Origin of the sequence: Lacibacter sp. H407, from assembly GCF_037892605.1 — a bacterium.
Classification (GTDB): Bacteria; Bacteroidota; Bacteroidia; order Chitinophagales; family Chitinophagaceae; genus Lacibacter.
This window is the reverse complement of sequence record NZ_JBBKTU010000001.1, coordinates 1,186,614-1,205,739: the sequence shown is the minus strand read 5'-3', so window position 1 is coordinate 1,205,739 and position 19,126 is coordinate 1,186,614. Positions and strand designations below refer to the sequence as shown.

17 protein-coding genes are annotated in these 19,126 nt (G+C 41.2%); 8 read left to right on the top strand and 9 right to left on the bottom strand.

Going from position 1 to position 19,126, the window contains the following annotated elements; all coding sequences use genetic code 11:
• Positions 1-83 precede the first annotated feature (83 nt).
• From WG989_RS05175 to WG989_RS05150, 6 genes are all read left to right on the top strand, one after another.
• Entirely contained in the window at positions 84-1,268 is a 1,185-nt protein-coding gene (locus WG989_RS05175) for an aspartyl protease family protein (RefSeq protein WP_340427821.1), read from the top strand.
• Between the two features lie 99 nt (positions 1,269-1,367).
• Entirely contained in the window at positions 1,368-2,606 is a 1,239-nt protein-coding gene (locus WG989_RS05170) for a M16 family metallopeptidase (protein ID WP_340427819.1), read from the top strand.
• A 27-nt stretch (positions 2,607-2,633) separates the two neighbouring features.
• Complete coding sequence (locus WG989_RS05165; RefSeq protein WP_340427817.1) at positions 2,634-2,822, top strand: hypothetical protein; 189 nt, start codon at positions 2,634-2,636, stop codon at positions 2,820-2,822.
• On the top strand, positions 2,804-3,112 hold the full coding sequence (locus WG989_RS05160; RefSeq protein ID WP_340427816.1) for a type II toxin-antitoxin system RelE/ParE family toxin: 309 nt from the start codon (positions 2,804-2,806) through the stop codon (positions 3,110-3,112). The genes WG989_RS05165 and WG989_RS05160 overlap by 19 nt, the downstream gene beginning before the upstream one ends.
• An 11-nt stretch (positions 3,113-3,123) precedes the next feature.
• Positions 3,124-4,422 carry a M16 family metallopeptidase gene (locus tag WG989_RS05155; protein WP_340427815.1) on the top strand — a complete coding sequence of 433 codons (1,299 nt, stop codon included), beginning with the start codon at positions 3,124-3,126 and terminating at the stop codon, positions 4,420-4,422.
• A gap of 129 nt (positions 4,423-4,551) precedes the next feature.
• Entirely contained in the window at positions 4,552-4,911 is a 360-nt protein-coding gene (locus tag WG989_RS05150; RefSeq protein WP_182802888.1) for a phage holin family protein, read from the top strand.
• A gap of 1 nt (position 4,912) precedes the next feature.
• On the opposite strand, the gene WG989_RS05145 is transcribed toward WG989_RS05150, so the two are convergent.
• Positions 4,913-5,290, bottom strand: a complete 378-nt coding sequence (locus WG989_RS05145) for a T9SS type A sorting domain-containing protein (protein WP_340427812.1) — start codon at positions 5,288-5,290, stop codon at positions 4,913-4,915.
• A gap of 18 nt (positions 5,291-5,308) precedes the next feature.
• Here WG989_RS05145 and WG989_RS05140 point away from each other — a divergent pair, with 18 nt between their 5' ends.
• Entirely contained in the window at positions 5,309-7,327 is a 2,019-nt protein-coding gene (locus tag WG989_RS05140) for an alpha-ketoacid dehydrogenase subunit alpha/beta (protein WP_340427811.1), read from the top strand.
• On the opposite strand, the gene WG989_RS05135 is transcribed toward WG989_RS05140, so the two are convergent.
• Positions 7,328-7,936 carry a response regulator gene (locus WG989_RS05135; RefSeq protein ID WP_340427809.1) on the bottom strand — a complete coding sequence of 203 codons (609 nt, stop codon included), beginning with the start codon at positions 7,934-7,936 and terminating at the stop codon, positions 7,328-7,330.
• Complete coding sequence (locus tag WG989_RS05130; RefSeq protein ID WP_340427807.1) at positions 7,905-9,848, bottom strand: sensor histidine kinase; 1,944 nt, start codon at positions 9,846-9,848, stop codon at positions 7,905-7,907. The genes WG989_RS05135 and WG989_RS05130 overlap by 32 nt, the downstream gene beginning before the upstream one ends.
• Before the next feature lie 109 nt (positions 9,849-9,957).
• On the opposite strand from WG989_RS05130, the gene WG989_RS05125 reads away from it, so the two are divergent.
• Positions 9,958-10,392 carry a hypothetical protein gene (locus WG989_RS05125; protein ID WP_340427806.1) on the top strand — a complete coding sequence of 145 codons (435 nt, stop codon included), beginning with the start codon at positions 9,958-9,960 and terminating at the stop codon, positions 10,390-10,392.
• A gap of 11 nt (positions 10,393-10,403) precedes the next feature.
• On the opposite strand, the gene WG989_RS05120 is transcribed toward WG989_RS05125, so the two are convergent.
• The 6 genes from WG989_RS05120 to WG989_RS05095 all read right to left on the bottom strand — a co-directional run bounded on the left by WG989_RS05120 (position 10,404) and on the right by WG989_RS05095 (position 18,963).
• Complete coding sequence (locus WG989_RS05120) at positions 10,404-12,197, bottom strand: ABC transporter ATP-binding protein (RefSeq protein WP_340427804.1); 1,794 nt, start codon at positions 12,195-12,197, stop codon at positions 10,404-10,406.
• A 28-nt stretch (positions 12,198-12,225) separates the two neighbouring features.
• Positions 12,226-13,047 (bottom strand): aminotransferase class IV, encoded by an 822-nt coding sequence (locus WG989_RS05115; RefSeq protein ID WP_340427803.1) that lies wholly within the window; start codon positions 13,045-13,047, stop codon positions 12,226-12,228.
• Between the two features lie 2 nt (positions 13,048-13,049).
• Positions 13,050-14,180 (bottom strand): DmpA family aminopeptidase, encoded by a 1,131-nt coding sequence (locus WG989_RS05110; RefSeq protein ID WP_340427802.1) that lies wholly within the window; start codon positions 14,178-14,180, stop codon positions 13,050-13,052.
• 18 nt (positions 14,181-14,198) lie between these two features.
• Positions 14,199-15,770, bottom strand: a complete 1,572-nt coding sequence (locus WG989_RS05105) for an N-acyl-D-amino-acid deacylase family protein (protein WP_340427800.1) — start codon at positions 15,768-15,770, stop codon at positions 14,199-14,201.
• A gap of 172 nt (positions 15,771-15,942) precedes the next feature.
• Positions 15,943-18,126, bottom strand: coding sequence for a penicillin acylase family protein (locus WG989_RS05100; protein WP_340427798.1), 2,184 nt, complete (start codon positions 18,124-18,126; stop codon positions 15,943-15,945).
• Positions 18,127-18,189: 63 nt separating this feature from the next.
• Positions 18,190-18,963: a DUF2490 domain-containing protein gene (locus WG989_RS05095; protein WP_340427797.1), complete on the bottom strand. Its 774-nt coding sequence runs from the start codon at positions 18,961-18,963 to the stop codon at positions 18,190-18,192.
• Positions 18,964-19,126 lie beyond the last annotated feature (163 nt).

Sequence of the window (19,126 nt, the reverse complement as noted above, 5' to 3'; positions counted from 1 at the left end):
GTTACGGTCGGATATTTTACCAACCACGAAGCGTTCATCCTAATTTGGTTGTCTGTACCGGTAGTTTCCATTAATATTGAGAAGTGAAGTTGACCAAAACGATATGCCTGCTGTTGCTCTGTTTCCGTTTGTCGGCTCAGAACGATGAGTTTCCCCCTGCAAAACTGCTTACCAGCTTTAAGTTTGAGCAGTTGACCGGTGGCATTATTATACTCCATGCTACGCTCAACGATTTTCCTGATACGCTCAACTTTATCCTGGATACGGGTAGCGGAGGTATTTCACTCGACACTTTAACGGCGTTGTATTATAAGCTTCCGCTGGAACCCAGCGACCGTACCGTTCGTGGGATCGGCGGCATCAAGAACATCAACTATTATAAGAATGGAACGCTTCACTTTCCCGGGCTGGATGTGGAACGGCTCGACTTTCATATCAACGATTATGAAATATTAACGGAGGTGTATGGTCTTCGTGTTGATGGCATTATCGGCTTCTCGTTCTTACGCCGTTACATTGTTGGCATTGATTACGACAAACAATTGATGAGTGTGTACATGCCCGGCAAGTATGAATATCCAAAAAAAGGAACCACGTTAAAACCCACCTTCGCTTCCATTCCTATTACCAACCACTATGTACAGGATGAGCGGAGCTATTTGCTCAACTTTTACTTTGACACCGGTGCCGGTTTGTGTGTGCTGATGTCGGAACAGTTTATGCAGGACAGTGTGTTCATCAGCAAGCGAAAAAAATCGGTGAATACACAAGTGGAAGGATTGATCGGTAAGATCAACATGCGGCTCACTACGATGAAACGAATGAAGATCGGTCCGTACAGATTTTCAAAAGTGCCCATTCATGTGTACAGCGATTCGATGAATGTGTTGGGCTATCCGTCCATCAAAGGCTTGCTCGGCAGCGATTTGTTGCGAAGGTTTAATATTGTGTTGAATTATCCCGAGCGGACAATTCACCTTACACCTAACTCGCATATGCGTGATCCGTTTGACTACTCTTATACAGGCATGAGTTATTATTTTATTGAGGGAAAGATCATTATTACTGAAATACAACAAGGCTCACCTGCCGAAAAAGCAGGATTAATGCCCGGCGATATCATCTTTGGTGTTGAAAGCAATTTCAGCAATAACATTGGACAGTACAAACTGCTGTTGCAAAACCAGGGACAGAAAGTCCGCATCCTCATTTTCCGGAATAGCGTACCACAAATGTTTGAGTTAAAAGTAGGCAGTATTTTAAAGTAGCCACGTTCCCCATTCGTTTTTTACCGAATTTTACAGCTTCGCCTGTTTCAATAAAGGCGTTTACAGAAAACATACAATCAGAAATAAGATTTACGAAATATGATCAAGTTTGAACGGTTTGAATTGAAGAATGGATTAAAGGTTTTAGTACACAAGGATATGGCCACGCCCATGGCTGTGGTGAATGTATTATATGATGTAGGTGCACGGGATGAAGAAGAAAACCGCACCGGCTTTGCACATTTATTTGAGCATTTGATGTTTGGAGGTTCTATCAATATTCCTGATTATGATGAACCACTACAACTGGCAGGTGGTGAAAACAATGCATATACTACCAACGATCTTACGAATTATTACTGCCAGCTGCCTGCTGAAAATCTGGAAACTGCTTTTTGGCTGGAGAGTGATCGTATGTTGAGTTTAGCGTTTGATGAAAAAAGTTTGGATGTGCAACGCAAAGTGGTGAGTGAAGAATTTAAAGAACACTATCTAAACAAACCTTATGGCGATGTGTGGAATAAAATGCGGGAGATGGCATACAAACATCATCCGTATAAATGGATGACGATCGGTAAAGAGCTGAAGCATATCGAAGAAGCACAACTGCAGGATGTAAAGAATTTTTTCTTTAAACATTATACACCGGCCAATGCTATTCTTGTAGTAGCGGGAAATGTAGACACAGACAATGTAATGCAGTTGGCAGAGAAATGGTTTGGTCCTATACCGGCAGGCGAAAAATATGTGCGGCAGTTGCCGAAAGAGCCGGTACAAACAGAAGCCCGTACATTGGAAATAAAAGCCGACGTACCATTGGATGCATTTGTAAAAACATGGCATATGGCTTCACGTTTAGAGCGGGGATATTATGTAACTGATCTCATCTCCGATATTTTAGGCGGTGGTGCCAGCAGTCGATTGTATGAAGCATTGATCAAAGAAAAAAAATTGTTCAGCAGTATTGAATGTTATCACTTTGGCAGTATCGACAATGGTTTGCTAGCCATTGAAGGTAAATTGGTAAAAGGTGTCAACATTGAAGATGCACACAAAGCTGTGAATGAAGAAGTGGAAAAGATGAAGACCGAACTGGTGGATGAAAAAGAGTTACAGAAAGTGATCAACAAAACAGAAAGCACAATTTTATTTGAAGATATGAGCGTGATGAGTCGTGCTAACAGTTTAGCATATTATGAACTGCTGGGCGACGCAGAACTGATGAACGATGAACTGGAACGCTACCAAAGCATTACTGCACAGGAGTTGCTGGAAGAGAGTAAAAAGATCTTTGCAGACACGAACAGCAACACATTGTATTATTTGAGTAAGAATTAATTTGTAAATTCAGGGAAACAAAAAAATATGCTCACAGTCAAAAAAATACAGGAAAAGGTTAGTACCGTTCCGAAAACGTATTCAACTGAAAAATTGTTGAACGAGTTGCTGTTGATGTATAAAGTGGAGAAGGGATTAAATGATACTGCCGCAGGCAAAGAAAAAGACTGGGAACAGTTTAAAAAAGAAATGCGGTCATGGTCAAAATCAAAATAAGCAAGCAGGCGCAAAAAGATATGCGCCAAATCTATGATTATGTTTCGGACACATCTTTTCAAAATGCCGATAAGTTAAATGAAAAGTTTATCACTAAAATTGATTCATTAAAAAACTTTCCTGAAAGGGGTAAAATAGTAAAGGAATTTGCAGACCCGGCTTTACGGGAAATGAGTGTTTATAAGTTTCGAATTATTTATAAACTTGGAGCACGGGTTTTACGTATTGTTACAATCCATCATTCCTCCCGTCTTTTAACAAACAACCCGTTTTATAAACGAAGAAGATAGATTATTAAAAAATGAACATCGCAACAGAACAATTGAACAGAAGCAAAGCACCTTTGATAAAAGATGCGACAGAATTTGAACTTACATTAAAGCCTTACGATAAATTTATACTGGACAATGGTGTTGAAGTGTATGCTGTAAATGCCGGTACACAGGAAGTGCTGAGCCTTGAATTGGTGTTCAAGGCCGGTAACTGGTTTGAGCAGCAAAACAATATTGCAGCAGCTACCAACTTTCTCATTAAGAACGGTACAAAAAATAAAACAGCTTTTCAACTCAACGAACATTTTGATTACTATGGCTCACATTTGAGCCGTGGTTGTTACAATGAAACTGCCAATATTGTATTGCACTGTATTGATCGGCATTTTGCTACACATTTACCGGTGATCGCTGAAATGATCACCGATGCCGTGTATCCGCAACATGAACTGGATATTTACAAACAGAACATGCAGCAGCGCTTAACGGTTAATTTGAAGAAGTGTGATTTTGTTGCAGGTCGTTTGATCGACGAATACGTGTTCGGGAAAGATCATCCGTATGGTGTGTACAGCAACAAAGAACATTACGATGCACTGCAACAGCAACAATTGCAGGATTACTATAAAAAATATTATACCGAAGGTCATTGCGTCATTTTTGCTGCGGGTTTACTGCCGGCTAATTTTGAACAGGAGTTGAATAAAACCATTGGACAATTACCGTTGAATCAAAAAAAAATCCCAACAATTCTTCATCCGCTGACACCTGCTGCAGAAAAGAAATACAGAATTGCAAATGATCCTAATGGTGTGCAGGGTGCTATCCGGTTGGCACAACCATTCCCGAACCGTCATCATCCCGATTTTCAACCTGTACAAGTGTTGAATACGTTGTTTGGTGGTTTCTTTGGTTCAAGGTTGATGAGTAATATACGTGAAGACAAAGGTTATACCTATGGCATTCACAGTTATATTCTCAATCATATTTCTACAACCGCATGGATGGTGAGTACGGAAGCCGGAAGAGATGTGAGTGAGGCAACAATTACTGAGATTTACAATGAAATGAAAGACCTGCGTGAAGAATTGGTGGATGAAGAAGAACTGCAGCTCGTAAAGAATTATCTCATCGGTACTATCCTCGGTGATCTCGATGGGCCGTTTCATATCATTGGCCGTTGGAAGAATTTAATTTTAAATGGGCTGGATGAGCAATACTTTTATAAATCAGTAAACATCATCAAAACTATTTCAGCAAAGGAATTACAGGAGCTGGCGAATAAGTATTTGCATCCGGAAAAGTTTTATGAGCTGGTGGTTGTGTAAGAAATGGGCTGTATGAGAAGTTTCACACAGAGTGGCAGAGATCGCTGAGACGAATTATTTAGGTTGTTTTCTTTGTCTTACTTTGTGTCTCCGTGTCTTTGTGGTTCAAAATAATTAAACATATTTGAAATGAAATTTGTCCTCAAGGTTCTCATCACTGCTGTTAACGCCTTTGTATTAGCTTATCTGTTACCAGGTATCAGCATCAATCATTTCTTTACAGCAATTGCGGTGGCGTTTGTATTGGCGTTGCTCGATGCGGTGGTGAAGCCAATTCTCGTATTGTTTACATTACCTGCCACCATATTTACATTAGGCTTGTTCCTGTTTGTGATCAATGCCTGTATCATTCTGCTTGATGCCTATTTTGTAAAAGGATTTATTGTTGATGGATTTTGGTATGCATTGCTGTTCAGCATCTGCTTATCCATCATCAATTCCATTGTTCATAAAATGGTGTTGAAAGAAGAAGGGAAGGAGAATAAGTAAATTACCGAACCATTACTCTTGCTGCAAACCGTTGCGTACGGTTTTCCAACACACATTGATAAATGCCTTTGGGCAGATTGCTGATTGAAACGTTGATGGCTTCCAGTCCTTCATCCACCATCACCGCTTTTACTACAGCTCCGTTGTTATTCATAATTTTCAATGCCGCTCTAAACTCGGTTCGCTGAAACTGGAACTGCCAGTTGCTGCCCTGCTGCCGTACTTTCAGTTCGGCTGTTTTCAGAATAGTTTTTGTTTTGCTGCTATCGGCCGGTTTGCCTTGAGCCTGTATGGTGAATGGCAGAAAAAGAGTAACGGCTATCGTCACCAAAAGAAATTCCTTTTTAAAAGGAGATGAAACCTGAACTTTGTTCCTCATCAGATATTGAATTTTAAAATGCTCTTCGAACGCAAAAACCTTACCAATACCGAACTTGCCGGCATTTATAAAAGCTTGCTGTACCCCAGATTAATCGAAGAAAAGATGCTTTTATTGCTCAGGCAGGGAAAAATTAGCAAATGGTTTAGTGGAATTGGCCAGGAAGCAATTGCTGTTGGAGCTACATTGGCGCTGGATCAAGACGAATGGATCATGCCGCTGCACCGCAATCTGGGTGTGTTCACCACACGGAATATGCCTTTGCACAAACTCTTTATGCAATGGCAGGGCAACAAAGAAGGTTACAGCAAAGGACGGGAACGCAGCTTTCATTTTGGCAGCAAAGAACATCATGTGTGTGGGATGATCTCGCATCTTGGTCCGCAGTTGGCGATTGCTGATGGTGTGGCGCTCGCTCATAAATTAAGAAAGGATAAAAAGGTTTCACTTGCTTTTACAGGTGAAGGTGGCACCAGCGAAGGTGATTTTCATGAGGCCTTGAATGTAGCGGCTGTGTGGGATCTGCCTGTGATCTTCGTCATTGAAAACAATGGCTATGGGTTGAGTACACCTACAAATGAACAATACCGTTGCGAAAGCTTGGTGGAGCGTGCAAGAGGTTATGGTATGGATGGAGTGAAGATAGATGGTAACAATATTCTTTCGGTGATTGACACCATTAAAGGCGTGCGCAATTATTGCATCGAACACCAAAAACCTTATTTGATCGAATGCATGACCTTCCGCATGCGTGGACATGAAGAAGCAAGCGGAACAAAATATGTACCCAAGCATCTATTTGAAATATGGGAAGAAAAAGATCCCATAAAAAATTTTGAAACGTATCTGTTGAGCGAAGCAGTATTAACTGAAGACGATGTAACATCGATCCGTGCAGAATTTAAAAACTTAATTGACAGTGAACTGCTGTTGACGAATCAAGCGAAGCCAATGGAGATAGATACGGAAGAAGAGTTGGATGATTTGTTTGCGGAGTCAACAGTCAACGGTCGACAGTCAATAGTGAAGCATCTCGATCATTCAGATATCACTCACCATTCACAACTCACTACTAACGACAAACGTTTCGTTGATGCTATCAAAGAAGCCCTTCATCAAAGCATGACCCAACATCCTAATCTTGTGCTGATGGGACAGGATATTGCTGAATATGGCGGTGCATTTAAAATAACAGAAGGATTTGTTGAGACGTTTGGTAAAGAACGTGTACGCAACACGCCTATTTGCGAAAGCGCTATTGTTGGTGCTGCACTTGGGTTAAGTCTGGAGGGTTATAAGGGATTGATGGAAATGCAGTTTGCTGATTTTGTAACAGTAGGCTTCAACCAGATCGTTAACAACCTGGCAAAGATCCATTACCGTTGGGGACAAAATGCAGATGTGGTGATACGCATGCCCACAGGTGGCGGTGTTGGTGCCGGTCCTTTTCATAGCCAAAGCAATGAAGCGTGGTTTACGAAAGTGCCGGGATTGAAAATAGTATATCCATCAACGCCAATGGATGCGAAGGGTTTGTTGATCGCTGCTATCAATGACCCCAATCCGGTTTTATATTTTGAACACAAAGCATTGTATCGTGCAGTTAGCGGACAAGTGCCCGAAGAATATTATGAAATTGAAATTGGTAAAGCAAGGCATGTAAGAAGTGGTGATGAAGTAGCCATCATTACGTATGGTGCTGCTGTGCATTGGGCCGAAGATTATGCAGCGGAGCATCCTGAAATTTCAATTGATATAGTTGATCTCCGCTCATTGGCTCCATTGGATTATGCAGCTATTCGTGCAGCTGTACAACGCACCGGTCGTGTATTGCTATTGCATGAAGACACATTGATCGGCGGTATTGGCGGCGAAATTGCAGCATGGATTGCAGAGCATTGTTTTGAATTGCTGGATGCGCCGGTATTGCGTTGTGCAAGTTTGGATACACCGATACCGTTTAATATTGAACTGGAGCAGAATTTTATGGCGAAGGCGAGGTTGGGTGAGGTGATGGAGAAATTGTTGAGATATTAACTACTTCCTCAACAAATCAGCAATATTCCTCGCTCCCATCTTTGCCATGATGTTTTTTCGGTGGGTCTTTACCGTTAGTTCGCTCAGGAAAAGTTTTTGAGAGATCTCTTTGTTAGAATAGCCATCCTTCAGTAATTGCAGTATCTCTATTTCACGTGAGCTTAGCTTCAGCTTTCTGCTGAAATCATCGGAGCCATGATGATTGGTAGATTGAATATTGGGATCAAAAAAACGTTCATTGTTGCGCATGCTGTTCAACGCAGCCAATAAAATTTCTGTTCCCGAATTTTTTAATACATATGCATCGATCGGTTCTTTTTCCGGCTGTAAACGTATATCGGCCGGCATATACATACTCAGGATCATGATCTTCAGTGCAGGAAATTTTTGCTTCAGCTCAGGTAACAATTCCAATCCGTTTTTTCCCGGCAGATTAATATCAAGTACCAGCATATCCGGCTCATGTGTACGAACAGCAGTTACCACCTCTTCACCCGATTGCACACTGGCAACCACCTGGTAGGAGGTATCTGCACGAAGGGCGTTGGTCAACCCTTCCGAAAAAAAAGGATGATCGTCAACGAGAAGGAGTCGGATGGTTTGCTTCATCTGGTAGAACAGGAAATTCAATCGTGATCCTGCAACCTTTTTCCACAAGAGAGTCGATTGCAAGAGTTCCTTGCACGAATGTAACCAATTGTTTGATTTGAGAAAAGCCAAGACCTTCTTTGATGAACAATGGATTAAAACCATGTCCGTTATCTTCAACAAACAGATAGATCAGTTCTTTTTCTAATATCACCTGTATTATTACTTCAGTAGCGCCAGCATGTTTAATAATATTCTGGATCAACTCCTGCATAATGTTATAGAGCAACAACTCATAACGAAAGGAAACTTTTTGTAAAGTACCGATCGATTCAAACTGAATATACAATTGTCCGCTTTGATTGATACCCGTTACGATCTCTTCTACAGCTGCCACCAATCCTTTTTTCTGTAACAACACCGGCGAAAGCGTATGTGAAAACTGTCGCACATCAGTAGCCAGCTCACCCAGGTCTGTTATCGATTGTTCAAGACCGTTAGAAGTACTGGTATTTTTTTTGATGGATTCAAGATTGAACCTGATCGCCGAAAGTCTTGCACCAACGGAATCGTGCAACATACTGCTGTAGCGTTGCATTTCTTTTTCCTGGTAATCGCTGATACTTTTAAAGATCTGCTCTTGCTGCAAATTCGTTGTACGTAATAATTGTTCAGATTGTTCTTTGTACTGCCGGAAACGCAGCGTAAGTACAAATGCCAGGATACTGATCTCTAATGTAAAGCCAATATTCATCATGTTGCGTGTAAGAAAGGTATCAAGAATGAAACCCGACACAAACTGCATGAAAATGAAAAATGCCAACAGGAGTACAATACTGGTACCTACAATATAGCCGGCATACGGAATTTTTTTACGTACAGCCGCAATAGCAATAATAAGCATGAAAACAGCGGTGAGGTTTTGATAGATCTGCATCAGCCAAACCAACACCATCCGTATTACGCCGGTATCCGGCATCAGGAATAAACTGATCACAAGGCTCGACATGTACAGTATCAAATAACGCACGGCCCATTTATAATAGGCGGGAAGTTTTTGTTTTACAGAAAGCAAGTTGAGCGCAAACATCATGTACAACGGTGAAGCCAGACTGATGGCCATGGGCCTTGTAAAATCAGCAGGGAACGGATGATTGGGAAACAGGTACATGAACGAGTAACCGTAATCACTGAAAATATAAAAGAACACCATGAGTATGTACAAACTGTAATACACGTACAATCGCTCACGCATAGTGTAATAAAGAAAAAAGCTAAACAGAAAAAGAAACAATCCCATCCCCGTCATTAAACCGGCTAATAAATTTTTGCGAAGGTTATAGGAAGTAAATCCATTTTCTGTTACAAAATGTACAGGTATGTTGAGTTGTTCATTTCGTTTATCGATCAGAAACAGAAATGATAGTTTATCCCGGTTAGTAAGCGGAACGGGATAAACAAAATCTGCATGATACAGTGTACGGCTGTTGAAGGGAAGATGATCGCCGGTTGCAGCAAAGCTTTGAATGATGCTGTCGTTACGCAGCACCCATGCCTGCAGGTAATTGATATGCGGATTACGGATCATGATGTTTTTAAGATCAGTTATATCCGGTACAGCCGTTAATGGTATTTGCAACCACAGCATTTCATTCTGATAGCTTAAGTTGATTTTGTTTTCGCCAAGCGGCCGCAACTGATCTCTGATCAGTTCAAATTGTTGTTGGGTCCGGTTCGTGGAGCTGTCAATGTAGAAACGCAGTAACGAACCATTGATATTGATCTTCTCTTCATTCGAAAAAAAATACACCTGTGCCGATAGCAGTTGGGCTGCTAACAGGAATAAGAAAAGGAGTGTGTATGGTAAGCGTTTAAAGATGACTGTTAGAAATGGTTTAGGGAACAAATGTAACTGCTGTAAGATAGCAACCAAACAATGAATGTAAAATACTCCTTTGTTGGTATTGTGAGCCGCTTGGAACAAACTACTTTTGAATGAAGGTTATTCAACGCTACTCATCAGTACGGTCAAATGTATCAATATGAAACGATTCTTCCTGCTCTTGTTGGTTATACTTCTATCTGATTGCAGTTTACTATCTGCACAAGACGTCGGGTTTAAAAAAGCGATCGACAGTATTAATGTAAAGCTGGAACAGTGGGCAGAGCCGGGCAATGTAGTTTACATCAAGGCAACTGTAAATGGAAACATCAGCATTATCAACAAGCGGGAACAGTATCAAAGGTTCAATCTATTTGAGCTGGCGAATGAACCGAATGATCGTTCTACTAAGAAAAATGGAATTGAATTACTGGCATGTGAAGAGAGAGCACATGCGCCGTTAACCTGGATGAATTTTTATACTGCAAATGGACAGGTTGCATTTATACGGCTTACCTGTAAAATTCCTGCTGCTGAACTGGAACATCTCTACAACGCATTCATGCACCTGAGATCTTTGTGTAAGAAAAGCTAAGTATAGGTTCTTTACTCTACCTCTTCACTATCATCTGCTTCTTCGGTAACAGCTGCTGCCATTGTTTTCCGTTCACCGATCTGCTGCCTCCACATGGCATAGTACAATCCTTTTCGGTTCACCAATACATCATGGCTTCCCTGCTCTATAATTCGTCCCTTTTCCAATACATAAATCGTATCAGCGTGCATGATCGTCGAGAGACGATGAGCAATGAGTATGGTGATCTGTTGTTTTAAACTGGAAATTTCACGAACGGTTTGTGTGATCTGTTCTTCGGTAATTGAATCCAATGCAGAAGTAGCTTCATCAAAGATCAATAACCGTGGTTGACGTAACAAAGCACGTGCAATAGACAAACGTTGTTTTTCACCGCCTGATAATTTTTTGCCGCCTTCTCCAAGCAATGTGTCCAATCCCTTTTCTGTGTTGTTAATGATGGGTAGTGCTGACGCTTTTTCCAATGCTGCATAAATTTCTTCATCGGTTGCATCGGGTTTCACAAATTTCAAATTATCACGAATGCTGCCGGAAAATAATTGTGTTTCCTGTGTTACAAACCCCAATTGCTTGCGCATGCGGTTGTAGCGGATGTCTTTTGATGAAACATCGTCGTACAATATATCGCCAGTTACAGGTGCGTATAATCCTACCAATAATTTTACCAATGTTGATTTACCGGAACCGGATGGGCCCACAAACGCAATGGTATTTCCGAGCGTTGCTTCAAATGAAATTTGTTCAAGCGCATAGCTGGTAGCATTGCGATGGCGAAAGGTTACATTATCGAAACGCAACTGTTCAATTTCACCTACATCAACCGGTTCTTCAGGCCGGTACTCTGTTTCTTTCAACATCAACTCATTGAATATTTGTAACGACGCTTCCGCTTCACGATAGGAAAGAATAATACTGCCGAGATCCTGCAACGGCCCGATGATACCGGCTGAAATAAATTGCATCGATATCAATTCACCCGGTGATAATACTTTGCGGAAGATGAGCCACAATAAAATAAAGAGGATCGATTGCTTGAGTAAAATGAGAATGCTTCCCTGCAAAAAAGAAAGTGAGCGGATTTTTTTTACTTTCTGCATTTCAAGATCAAAAATTTCCTGTGTGTGTACACGCAGCCGCCTGATCTCCGGATAGGTTAATCCTAAACTTTTTACCAATTCGATATTGCGTAAGCTTTCGGTAATGGTGCCGCTCATTTGCCTGTTCTGGCGGATGAGTGAACGCTGCAACACTTTAATGGAGCGACTGAGAATACTGGTAAGTCCGCCAAGCAACACAACGCCAATTAAAAAAACAGGGATCAATGCCCAATGTTTGGTGAATGCATACCACATGAGAAAACCGATACCTACAATAGAAGAAAATAAAATATTGATGAAGGAAGTGATGAAACGTTCGGTATCGTTCCGCACTTTTTGCAGTACCGATAAAATTTCGCCGCTGCTTTGGTCTTCAAAATCCTGGTAGGGTAGCCGGAGCATTTGTTTTAATCCATCATTAAAGATCTGCATGCCGAATTTCTGCACCACCAACCGCATCACATAATCTTTCAGTGATAAAAAAAGCCGGGCAGCTAATGCAATGGCAACAGCAATCCCTAATAATATCAGCACACCACGGATCAATTCTTCTTCTGTCCTGTTTTCAGGATTGAGTGTATACTCGTCGATAATGCGGCCAAGAATAATAGGATCGTACAGCGAAAGAATTTGTGCAATACCTGCCAGCAGCAATGCAGCGAATACCAGCAGCCGGTAAGGTTTTAAATATAGCCAGAGTATTTTCATTTGATGTGGTTAGTATATTACAAACAAGCTATTGATTTGTTTCAAACTCCAGAAACCGTTGGTAGAGCTGTGTGGTTATTACACCTGCTTTTCCTTCACCAATCAATTTTCTATCTACAGAAAACACAGGCATCAACCGTTTCGTGGTACTGCTTACAAACACTTCTTTTGCGTTTAATACATCGTTTAATGAAACGGACTGTTCGTTTACTTCCATCACCTCTGCTGCAAGTTGCAGAATATGTTTACGGGTGATGCCGTACAATACATGTTCATTTGCTGTGATCAATTTGTTATCTGCAGTTACCACAAACACATTGGAACGTACCAACTCACTGATGAATCCATTCTTTACATACAATACATCGCCTGCCCCTGCGTCTTTTACTTTTTGTTGCAGATATACACCCATCAGGTAATTAATTGATTTTACCGTTGGTAATTCACGTACATATTCTTCGGTGATAAGGTGTAAGCCTTTTGAAGCATCAAACGCCCCATCCATCGTTAATGTGCTTTGTGTGATGATGATGTTGGGTGTTGTGGGTGTGTACGTATCAATTGAATTGCCACCGGTAACCGTAATGCGGATGCCGGACGTTGAAAGATCATTTTTGTTGATGAGTTCATAAACAATATTCTTTAACTCATCCTTGCTGAAAGGGAGTTGTAAGCGCAGAACTGAAGCTGAATGTTGTAAGCGATCTAAATGATGATCGAGGAATAAAGGAACTTTATCAACAGTGCGAAAAAAATCAAATACGCCATACCCACGCTGGATCGCAAGATCACTTACCGGCAATACTGCCTGATCTGCTGTTACAAATTGATTGTTGATGAATGCCCACATACTCAGTTGATGCGATTGTATTGTTTTAAGATCGGTACTACTTTATCCATTGGCAAGGCTTCAATGGTTCTGCCTCCTTTGCCTTTCATATCGGTTGCCGTGAATAAGGAATTGATGATGGCTTCTTCTGTTGCTTCGATAGCTGCCATAAACAGCGGACTCATTACATCATTACGTAACACAGTTGTTGTAATGGTAGATGTTTTGCTGTCGTGTGAAATCAATACCGATGCATTGTTGGAGAAAGCGATCACATAATCGCCACTGCCGTTCGATGCAATGCCACCTGTTTTTGCCAAACCCATAAATGCACGTTTAGCTAACCGTTCGAGGTTACGACTGTCGAGCGGAGCATCGGTTGCCACCACGATCATACAGGAACCATCAACCGGATTTTGTAATTGATCGCTGAATGAATAACGTCCCAGCTTTTCACCAACGGGAACGCCGTCGATCTGCAACACACCTCCAAAATTTGTTTGAACTAATACGCCAACTGTATAACCACCTAAGGATGCAGGCAATTTTCGTGATGCAGTACCAATACCACCTTTGAATCCGAAACAAACAGTACCGGTTCCTGCACCCACATTTCCCTGTTGCGGTTTTTGTGTTGATGCGCTGTTGATGGCTTGCAATACATGATCAACTTTTACATGCTTGCCACGGATATCATTCAACGCACCATCGTTGGTTTCACCAACAATAGCATTCACCGATTGTACCTGTTCATTTCCTTGTTGTGCAAGTGTATAGTTGATCACTCCATTGATTCCTTCTGCAACACTTAATGTATTGGTTAAGATGATCGGTGATTCAATATTGCCGAGTTCTTTTATTTGTGTGGTGCCTGCGAGTTTACCAAAACCATTTCCGGTAAAAACTGCCGCAGGTACTTTTTGCTGAAACAGATTGTCGCTATGCGGCAGAACAGCGGTTACCCCTGTTCGAATGCTATCTGCAACAATCAATGTAACCTGTCCAACTTTCACACCTGCCACATCCACAATAGAATTTGTCGGTCCTTTTTGCATCACACCTATTTTGATACCGTACGCTTCAGCAGATTTTCGTTCCTGTGCATCAACAGAAAAAAAGACGAGTGAGGAAAGTATGAGCGAAAGAAATTTCATTCTTATTTATTAATCCGTTTACAATTGAAATCCCGGTCCTTTCAATGAGCGACCGCTTCTTGTTCCGTTATGCTTCCCTTCTTCAACAACAACCTGTCCATTCACCAACACAAACGTAAACCCTGTTGAGTATTGGTGCGGTTGTTCAAATGTTGAATTATCTTTTACTGTAGCCGCATCAAAGATCACAATATCAGCAGCCATCCCTTCTTTCAACAAACCACGATCTTTTAATTGAAATTTTTGTGCAGGCAATGAGGTCATTCTGCGGATAGCTTCTTCCAAAGTGAGTACATTTTCTTCACGCACATATTTCGCTAATACTCTTGCATTGGTACCATAACCCCGTGGATGCGGAACACCGCTACCAAACAAACGGATACCTGCATCGCTGGCAAACATATTGAATGGATATTGCATGATGCGTTTTACATCGTTCTCACTCATACCATGAAAGACCATTTGTGCGCCGCCGTTGATCACCATTTCAATAATCGTTTCTGCCTCTGCTTTTGCTTTATGCTTTCTTCCTTTAATAAGATTTACCTGTTCAATACTTTTCCCATTGAGCGTTGTATCAAAACGGTAATTGGCCACAACAGGATAACTGAAATGCTTCAGCTTGCGTTTCTTTAAACTTTTCAACATCGATGCAATTACATATTTCCTTACATCCGGTCGGTTCAATCGTGCAACAATAGAATCCTGTCCGTCAGCTAATATTTCATCCGGTATTAATGTGCCGAGCGAAGTACTGCTGGCAGTGTAAGGATATTGATCAATGGTTACATCCACACCATCTCTTCTTGCATTTTCGATCATGGCAACGGTTTCTTTACTTCGTCCCCAGTTTTGCTGACCGCTAACTTTGAAGTGAGAAATTTCAACCGGCATTTTATTTAAATAACCGATCTGTATGGCCTCACGAATCGCCACTGCCACACTATCACCTTCATTTCGGATATGACTTGCATACACACCGTTGTATTTTGCCGCAGCACCTGCCAACTTCACCACTTCATCTGTTTTGGAATATGTGCCAGGGATATAGATCAGTCCGGTTGAAAAACCTACTGCTCCGTTTTTCATGGCTTCTTCCACCAGTAAGATCATCTGTTGCATTTCTGCTTCAGTTGGATCTTTCATTGCACGACCCAATACTGTTCTGCGAACATCATTATGTCCGATGAGTGCTGCAATGTTGATCGACGTTTTCAAACTATCTATGAATGCAAAGTATTTTTTCATATCCACCTGCGATGAACCACAGTTGCCGGTTACCACGGTTGTAACACCATCATAAATAAAATTCTCTGCTGTGGGGGTTCGTTTTTCTTCGCCTTCAATATGTGTGTGCACATCAATAAAGCCGGGTGCCACCATTAATCCTTTTGCATCAATTACACGTTTTGCATCTTGCTGTTTCAATCTACCAATGGCGATGATCTTTCCATCTTTCACAGCAAGATCGGCATAGAACCAATGATTGCCTGTACCATCGAGAATTTTTCCGTTGGTAATAAGTACATCATATTGCTGAGCAACAGCAAACAGGGGAAGCAAAAACAGAAAGCTGAAAAATGATTTCATGTTGTTGAATTATGATTGCTTGTGTTCTTTGTGCTACTAAAAATTTGTTGCACAAAGTTCGCAAAGGATACACGAAGTACACAAAGAGATACTACAAATTAAAACTTATTCGTCGGGTTGACATGATTTTGCCAGGGTTGCCAACCTTCAAAAGGTTGGCAACCCTTTGTTACTATTCGCCAGGATGATACGTACGTTCTGCATGTTTCAGTACATCTTCTTTATAAAACAATACGTCTTTAAATTGCCCTTTCGTATACATTTCGAGTTGATCGGTGAAATGTTTACTGTTGGGATCGCCACTGTTACCACCCGCCAGTAAGGATTTTGCTTTTATCTTATCTCCAAACTCAACAGCACACACAAAGCTATTACCATGAAAGCCGTAACGTTTTTTTGTTCCCGGGAAAGTGCGACTGTTATAAGAAGGCAACATGCCCCATAAGGCAGAAGCAAACGGAACGGGATAGCTGATCTTGCTATCATCATACTTTTGAACGAGATCATTACTCACCCGCTGATAACGGTTGATATCGCCCCATGGAATTTCCCATGTACCATATTCCTGTTTCAATTGCTTTACTGTTTCATTCAATGGCGCTAAAAATTGCAGTGGAATAGCTGTTGCAGCAAAACGTTTGCTGGCTGTTACCTGGTCGTCTTCACCATCTTCAATATAAATTTTGCGGATGGATGCATTTAAACGTTGTGCCCATTCAACAGCCAATGTTGTAGCAATGGAATGATTGGATGAATAGTAGTTCCAGTTTTTTAATACAGCAATAGGTGCTGCCAATGAACGATGCAGAGTGTCGCCCGGCTGCACACCTGTTTCATAGGCTTTCACCAGCGCAGGGATCAACACGTCAAATGCAGACAAATAGGTATCATAACCTGCAGCAATCGTTTTATCAATTGTGAATCTATGTTCACGTTTCAACACTTTTGCTGCGTTGATGCCACGAAAGTTTTCTCCATCAGGTGCCATATAAACCGGGTAATCTTTTTTCTTTGGACTTGCTTCGCCACTGACAGTGTAAGGAGTAGAGTTGCAGTTTTGTATCCACCCTGTTGATGGATTGATCACCTGTACTGTTTCTGTAGCATCATGCAAACCCTGCCATTCTGTTGCGGGTGTTGTACCATCAACCACCTTACTCCAATTGAATTTTATATCTCTCTTTGGTACATAGTTACCATGCCAGTATGCAATGTTGCCTTTGTTATCAGCAAAAACAGTACTGTTACTTGTGTTACCACGAAGCGCCATTACTTTTTTATAATCATCCAATCCCTTTGCTTTGGTGCGTTGCCAGCTTTGCAACAATCCATTTATCATACGGTTGCTTGAACGTACACTGATGTATTGCCCGTTGCGTTTTGCCATTACCGGGCCATGATGTGTTGCGTAAGTTGTAAATGTTTTTGTAACGAGCTGATCACCTTGTTTCACTTTAATGCTGATCTGCTTTTGTTTTACAGCACGTTTTTCATTGTTGTATTCATACATCATGTTTGCACCACTTCCACTCATCTTTTCTGCATACATATCAGCTACATCCACATTTGCACTTGTATGCATCCATCCACAATATTCATTAAAGCCCTGGTACACGAAAAACTGTCCCCATGTAACGGCGCCGTATGCATTCAATCCTTCTTCACTTACAACATGCACTTCCGGACGGAAATAAAATGTTACATGCGGGTTGATATATAAAATAGCTTTACCGCTTTCTGTTTTTGTTGGTGCAATTGCAAACCCATTTGAACCACTGCTTTGGTCTGTAAATTCTTTGGGGCGATAAGCAACAGTTGCATTTCCCTCGCCATATAAATTTCTAACATCTGAAGCTGTTATATCACCAGTGCTGATTGCACCAATGCTTCCATCGGTCCATAGTAATTGATACCAGGGTTTAAAACGTGTAAGCAAAGCCGGTTTTACACTTGGATGTGTATAGAGATAATAATTGATCCCATCTGCATAAGCCTGTAATAATGTTTTTAACCATTGCGGTGCTTTGTTATAATCAGCAACTGCTTCTGCACTGTCGATCACTAAACGTAAATAAAGATCATTGTATAGTTCACTTTCGCCGGCAACTTCTGCTTTGCGGCCCAGCTTTTCAATATAGTTTGCTTCCACCCGTTTAAAATCATCTTCACATTGTGCATACAACAAACCAAACACAGCATCTGCATCTGTTTTTCCATAGATATGCGGAACACCCCAGTTATCACGAATAATGGTAACACGTTGCGCCTGTTTTTTCCAACGTTTGATCTCTGATTGTGAAAACGATTGGGCAAAAATTTGCGATGGCAGCAAAAAGAATAATAATAAATACTTCATAACTCATGCTTGATTGGTCAATTCCTCTAAGCTAAGTATTCGCTGCTGTCTGAACAAAAGCAGTTATTGTTCGTCTGGTAAAATTGTATGAGTGGTGCCTGCAGTTTGTTTTTTTCGAAGATCGGGCTGCCAGTAAAAAAATAAACGGATGGTGTGGTTGCGGTTGTATTGATAACCACTTAAACGTTGCTGATACACCAACATGTATCCGGCATCAAATGAAAGAGATGGGGTGATTTGTTGCCGAATGCCTGCAAACAGCCGGTTTTGATCGAACGTATTATAAATAATGTCATTGCCTGTTTGGAGCAGTAATTCATCAGCAATGGCAATTGAAGGGATGTATGCGTTTTTACTTACAGGGATATTGGCCGATAACTGATAACGGTAACGTGTACTGTACCGATATTGATTAGTTGGTAAAAAATTCACTACCCGTTGTTGCCATCGCTCTTCGATCCGTAACCGTTGCTGTAATCGTATGTTACCAAACGAATGTGTGAGTTGTGCATGTTGATACAACCGGTTCTCATTGGTAAATAATTCAGTGGCGCCATTGCGGTTGGCCAGCCATAAATGACCACCACCGCCGCCAATATTAAACGTTGGCTTAATATGATAAACAGCACCCAGCCGCAGAAAATAAAAGCTGTTGTTTTTCAGAAAATCGGTGCGGCGGATATGTGCATCGGCAACCACACTCCATTTATTGCTCACACGGAGTTGATTGTTGATACTCCACCAAAAATGATTTTGTGTTTGTACTTCGGGGTTACGTTGTGCAACAGAGGAAACAGTGATGAGCGCCAATACGAAAACGAGAAATGCGGGTTTCAAGAAATACTTCATTTGATTGAATCGCAAAGCTATCGGATCGCAGAAAGATCAAATGTGACGTTGGTCACACCTCTTACAAATAAAAGTTAGAAACAGATGCATATTATTTTAATTCATTCTGTACCTGAATTAATCAGCAGCAGGCTATGAGGTTTAATCATTT

What these genes read in the sequence shown, in the direction of transcription:
- WG989_RS05145 (WP_340427812.1), bottom strand. Translation starts at nt 5,290, where the DNA reads ATGAGGAACAAAGTTCAGGTTTCATCTCCTTTTAAAAAGGAATTTCTT.
- WG989_RS05150 (WP_182802888.1), top strand. Translation starts at nt 4,552, where the DNA reads ATGAAATTTGTCCTCAAGGTTCTCATCACTGCTGTTAACGCCTTTGTA.
- WG989_RS05115 (WP_340427803.1), bottom strand. Translation starts at nt 13,047, where the DNA reads ATGTGGGCATTCATCAACAATCAATTTGTAACAGCAGATCAGGCAGTA.
- WG989_RS05140 (WP_340427811.1), top strand. Translation starts at nt 5,309, where the DNA reads ATGCTCTTCGAACGCAAAAACCTTACCAATACCGAACTTGCCGGCATT.
- WG989_RS05110 (WP_340427802.1), bottom strand. Translation starts at nt 14,180, where the DNA reads ATGAAATTTCTTTCGCTCATACTTTCCTCACTCGTCTTTTTTTCTGTT.
- WG989_RS05125 (WP_340427806.1), top strand. Translation starts at nt 9,958, where the DNA reads ATGAAACGATTCTTCCTGCTCTTGTTGGTTATACTTCTATCTGATTGC.
- WG989_RS05135 (WP_340427809.1), bottom strand. Translation starts at nt 7,936, where the DNA reads ATGAAGCAAACCATCCGACTCCTTCTCGTTGACGATCATCCTTTTTTT.
- WG989_RS05160 (WP_340427816.1), top strand. Translation starts at nt 2,804, where the DNA reads ATGGTCAAAATCAAAATAAGCAAGCAGGCGCAAAAAGATATGCGCCAA.
- WG989_RS05155 (WP_340427815.1), top strand. Translation starts at nt 3,124, where the DNA reads ATGAACATCGCAACAGAACAATTGAACAGAAGCAAAGCACCTTTGATA.
- WG989_RS05120 (WP_340427804.1), bottom strand. Translation starts at nt 12,197, where the DNA reads ATGAAAATACTCTGGCTATATTTAAAACCTTACCGGCTGCTGGTATTC.
- WG989_RS05165 (WP_340427817.1), top strand. Translation starts at nt 2,634, where the DNA reads ATGCTCACAGTCAAAAAAATACAGGAAAAGGTTAGTACCGTTCCGAAA.
- WG989_RS05105 (WP_340427800.1), bottom strand. Translation starts at nt 15,770, where the DNA reads ATGAAATCATTTTTCAGCTTTCTGTTTTTGCTTCCCCTGTTTGCTGTT.
- WG989_RS05170 (WP_340427819.1), top strand. Translation starts at nt 1,368, where the DNA reads ATGATCAAGTTTGAACGGTTTGAATTGAAGAATGGATTAAAGGTTTTA.
- WG989_RS05100 (WP_340427798.1), bottom strand. Translation starts at nt 18,126, where the DNA reads ATGAAGTATTTATTATTATTCTTTTTGCTGCCATCGCAAATTTTTGCC.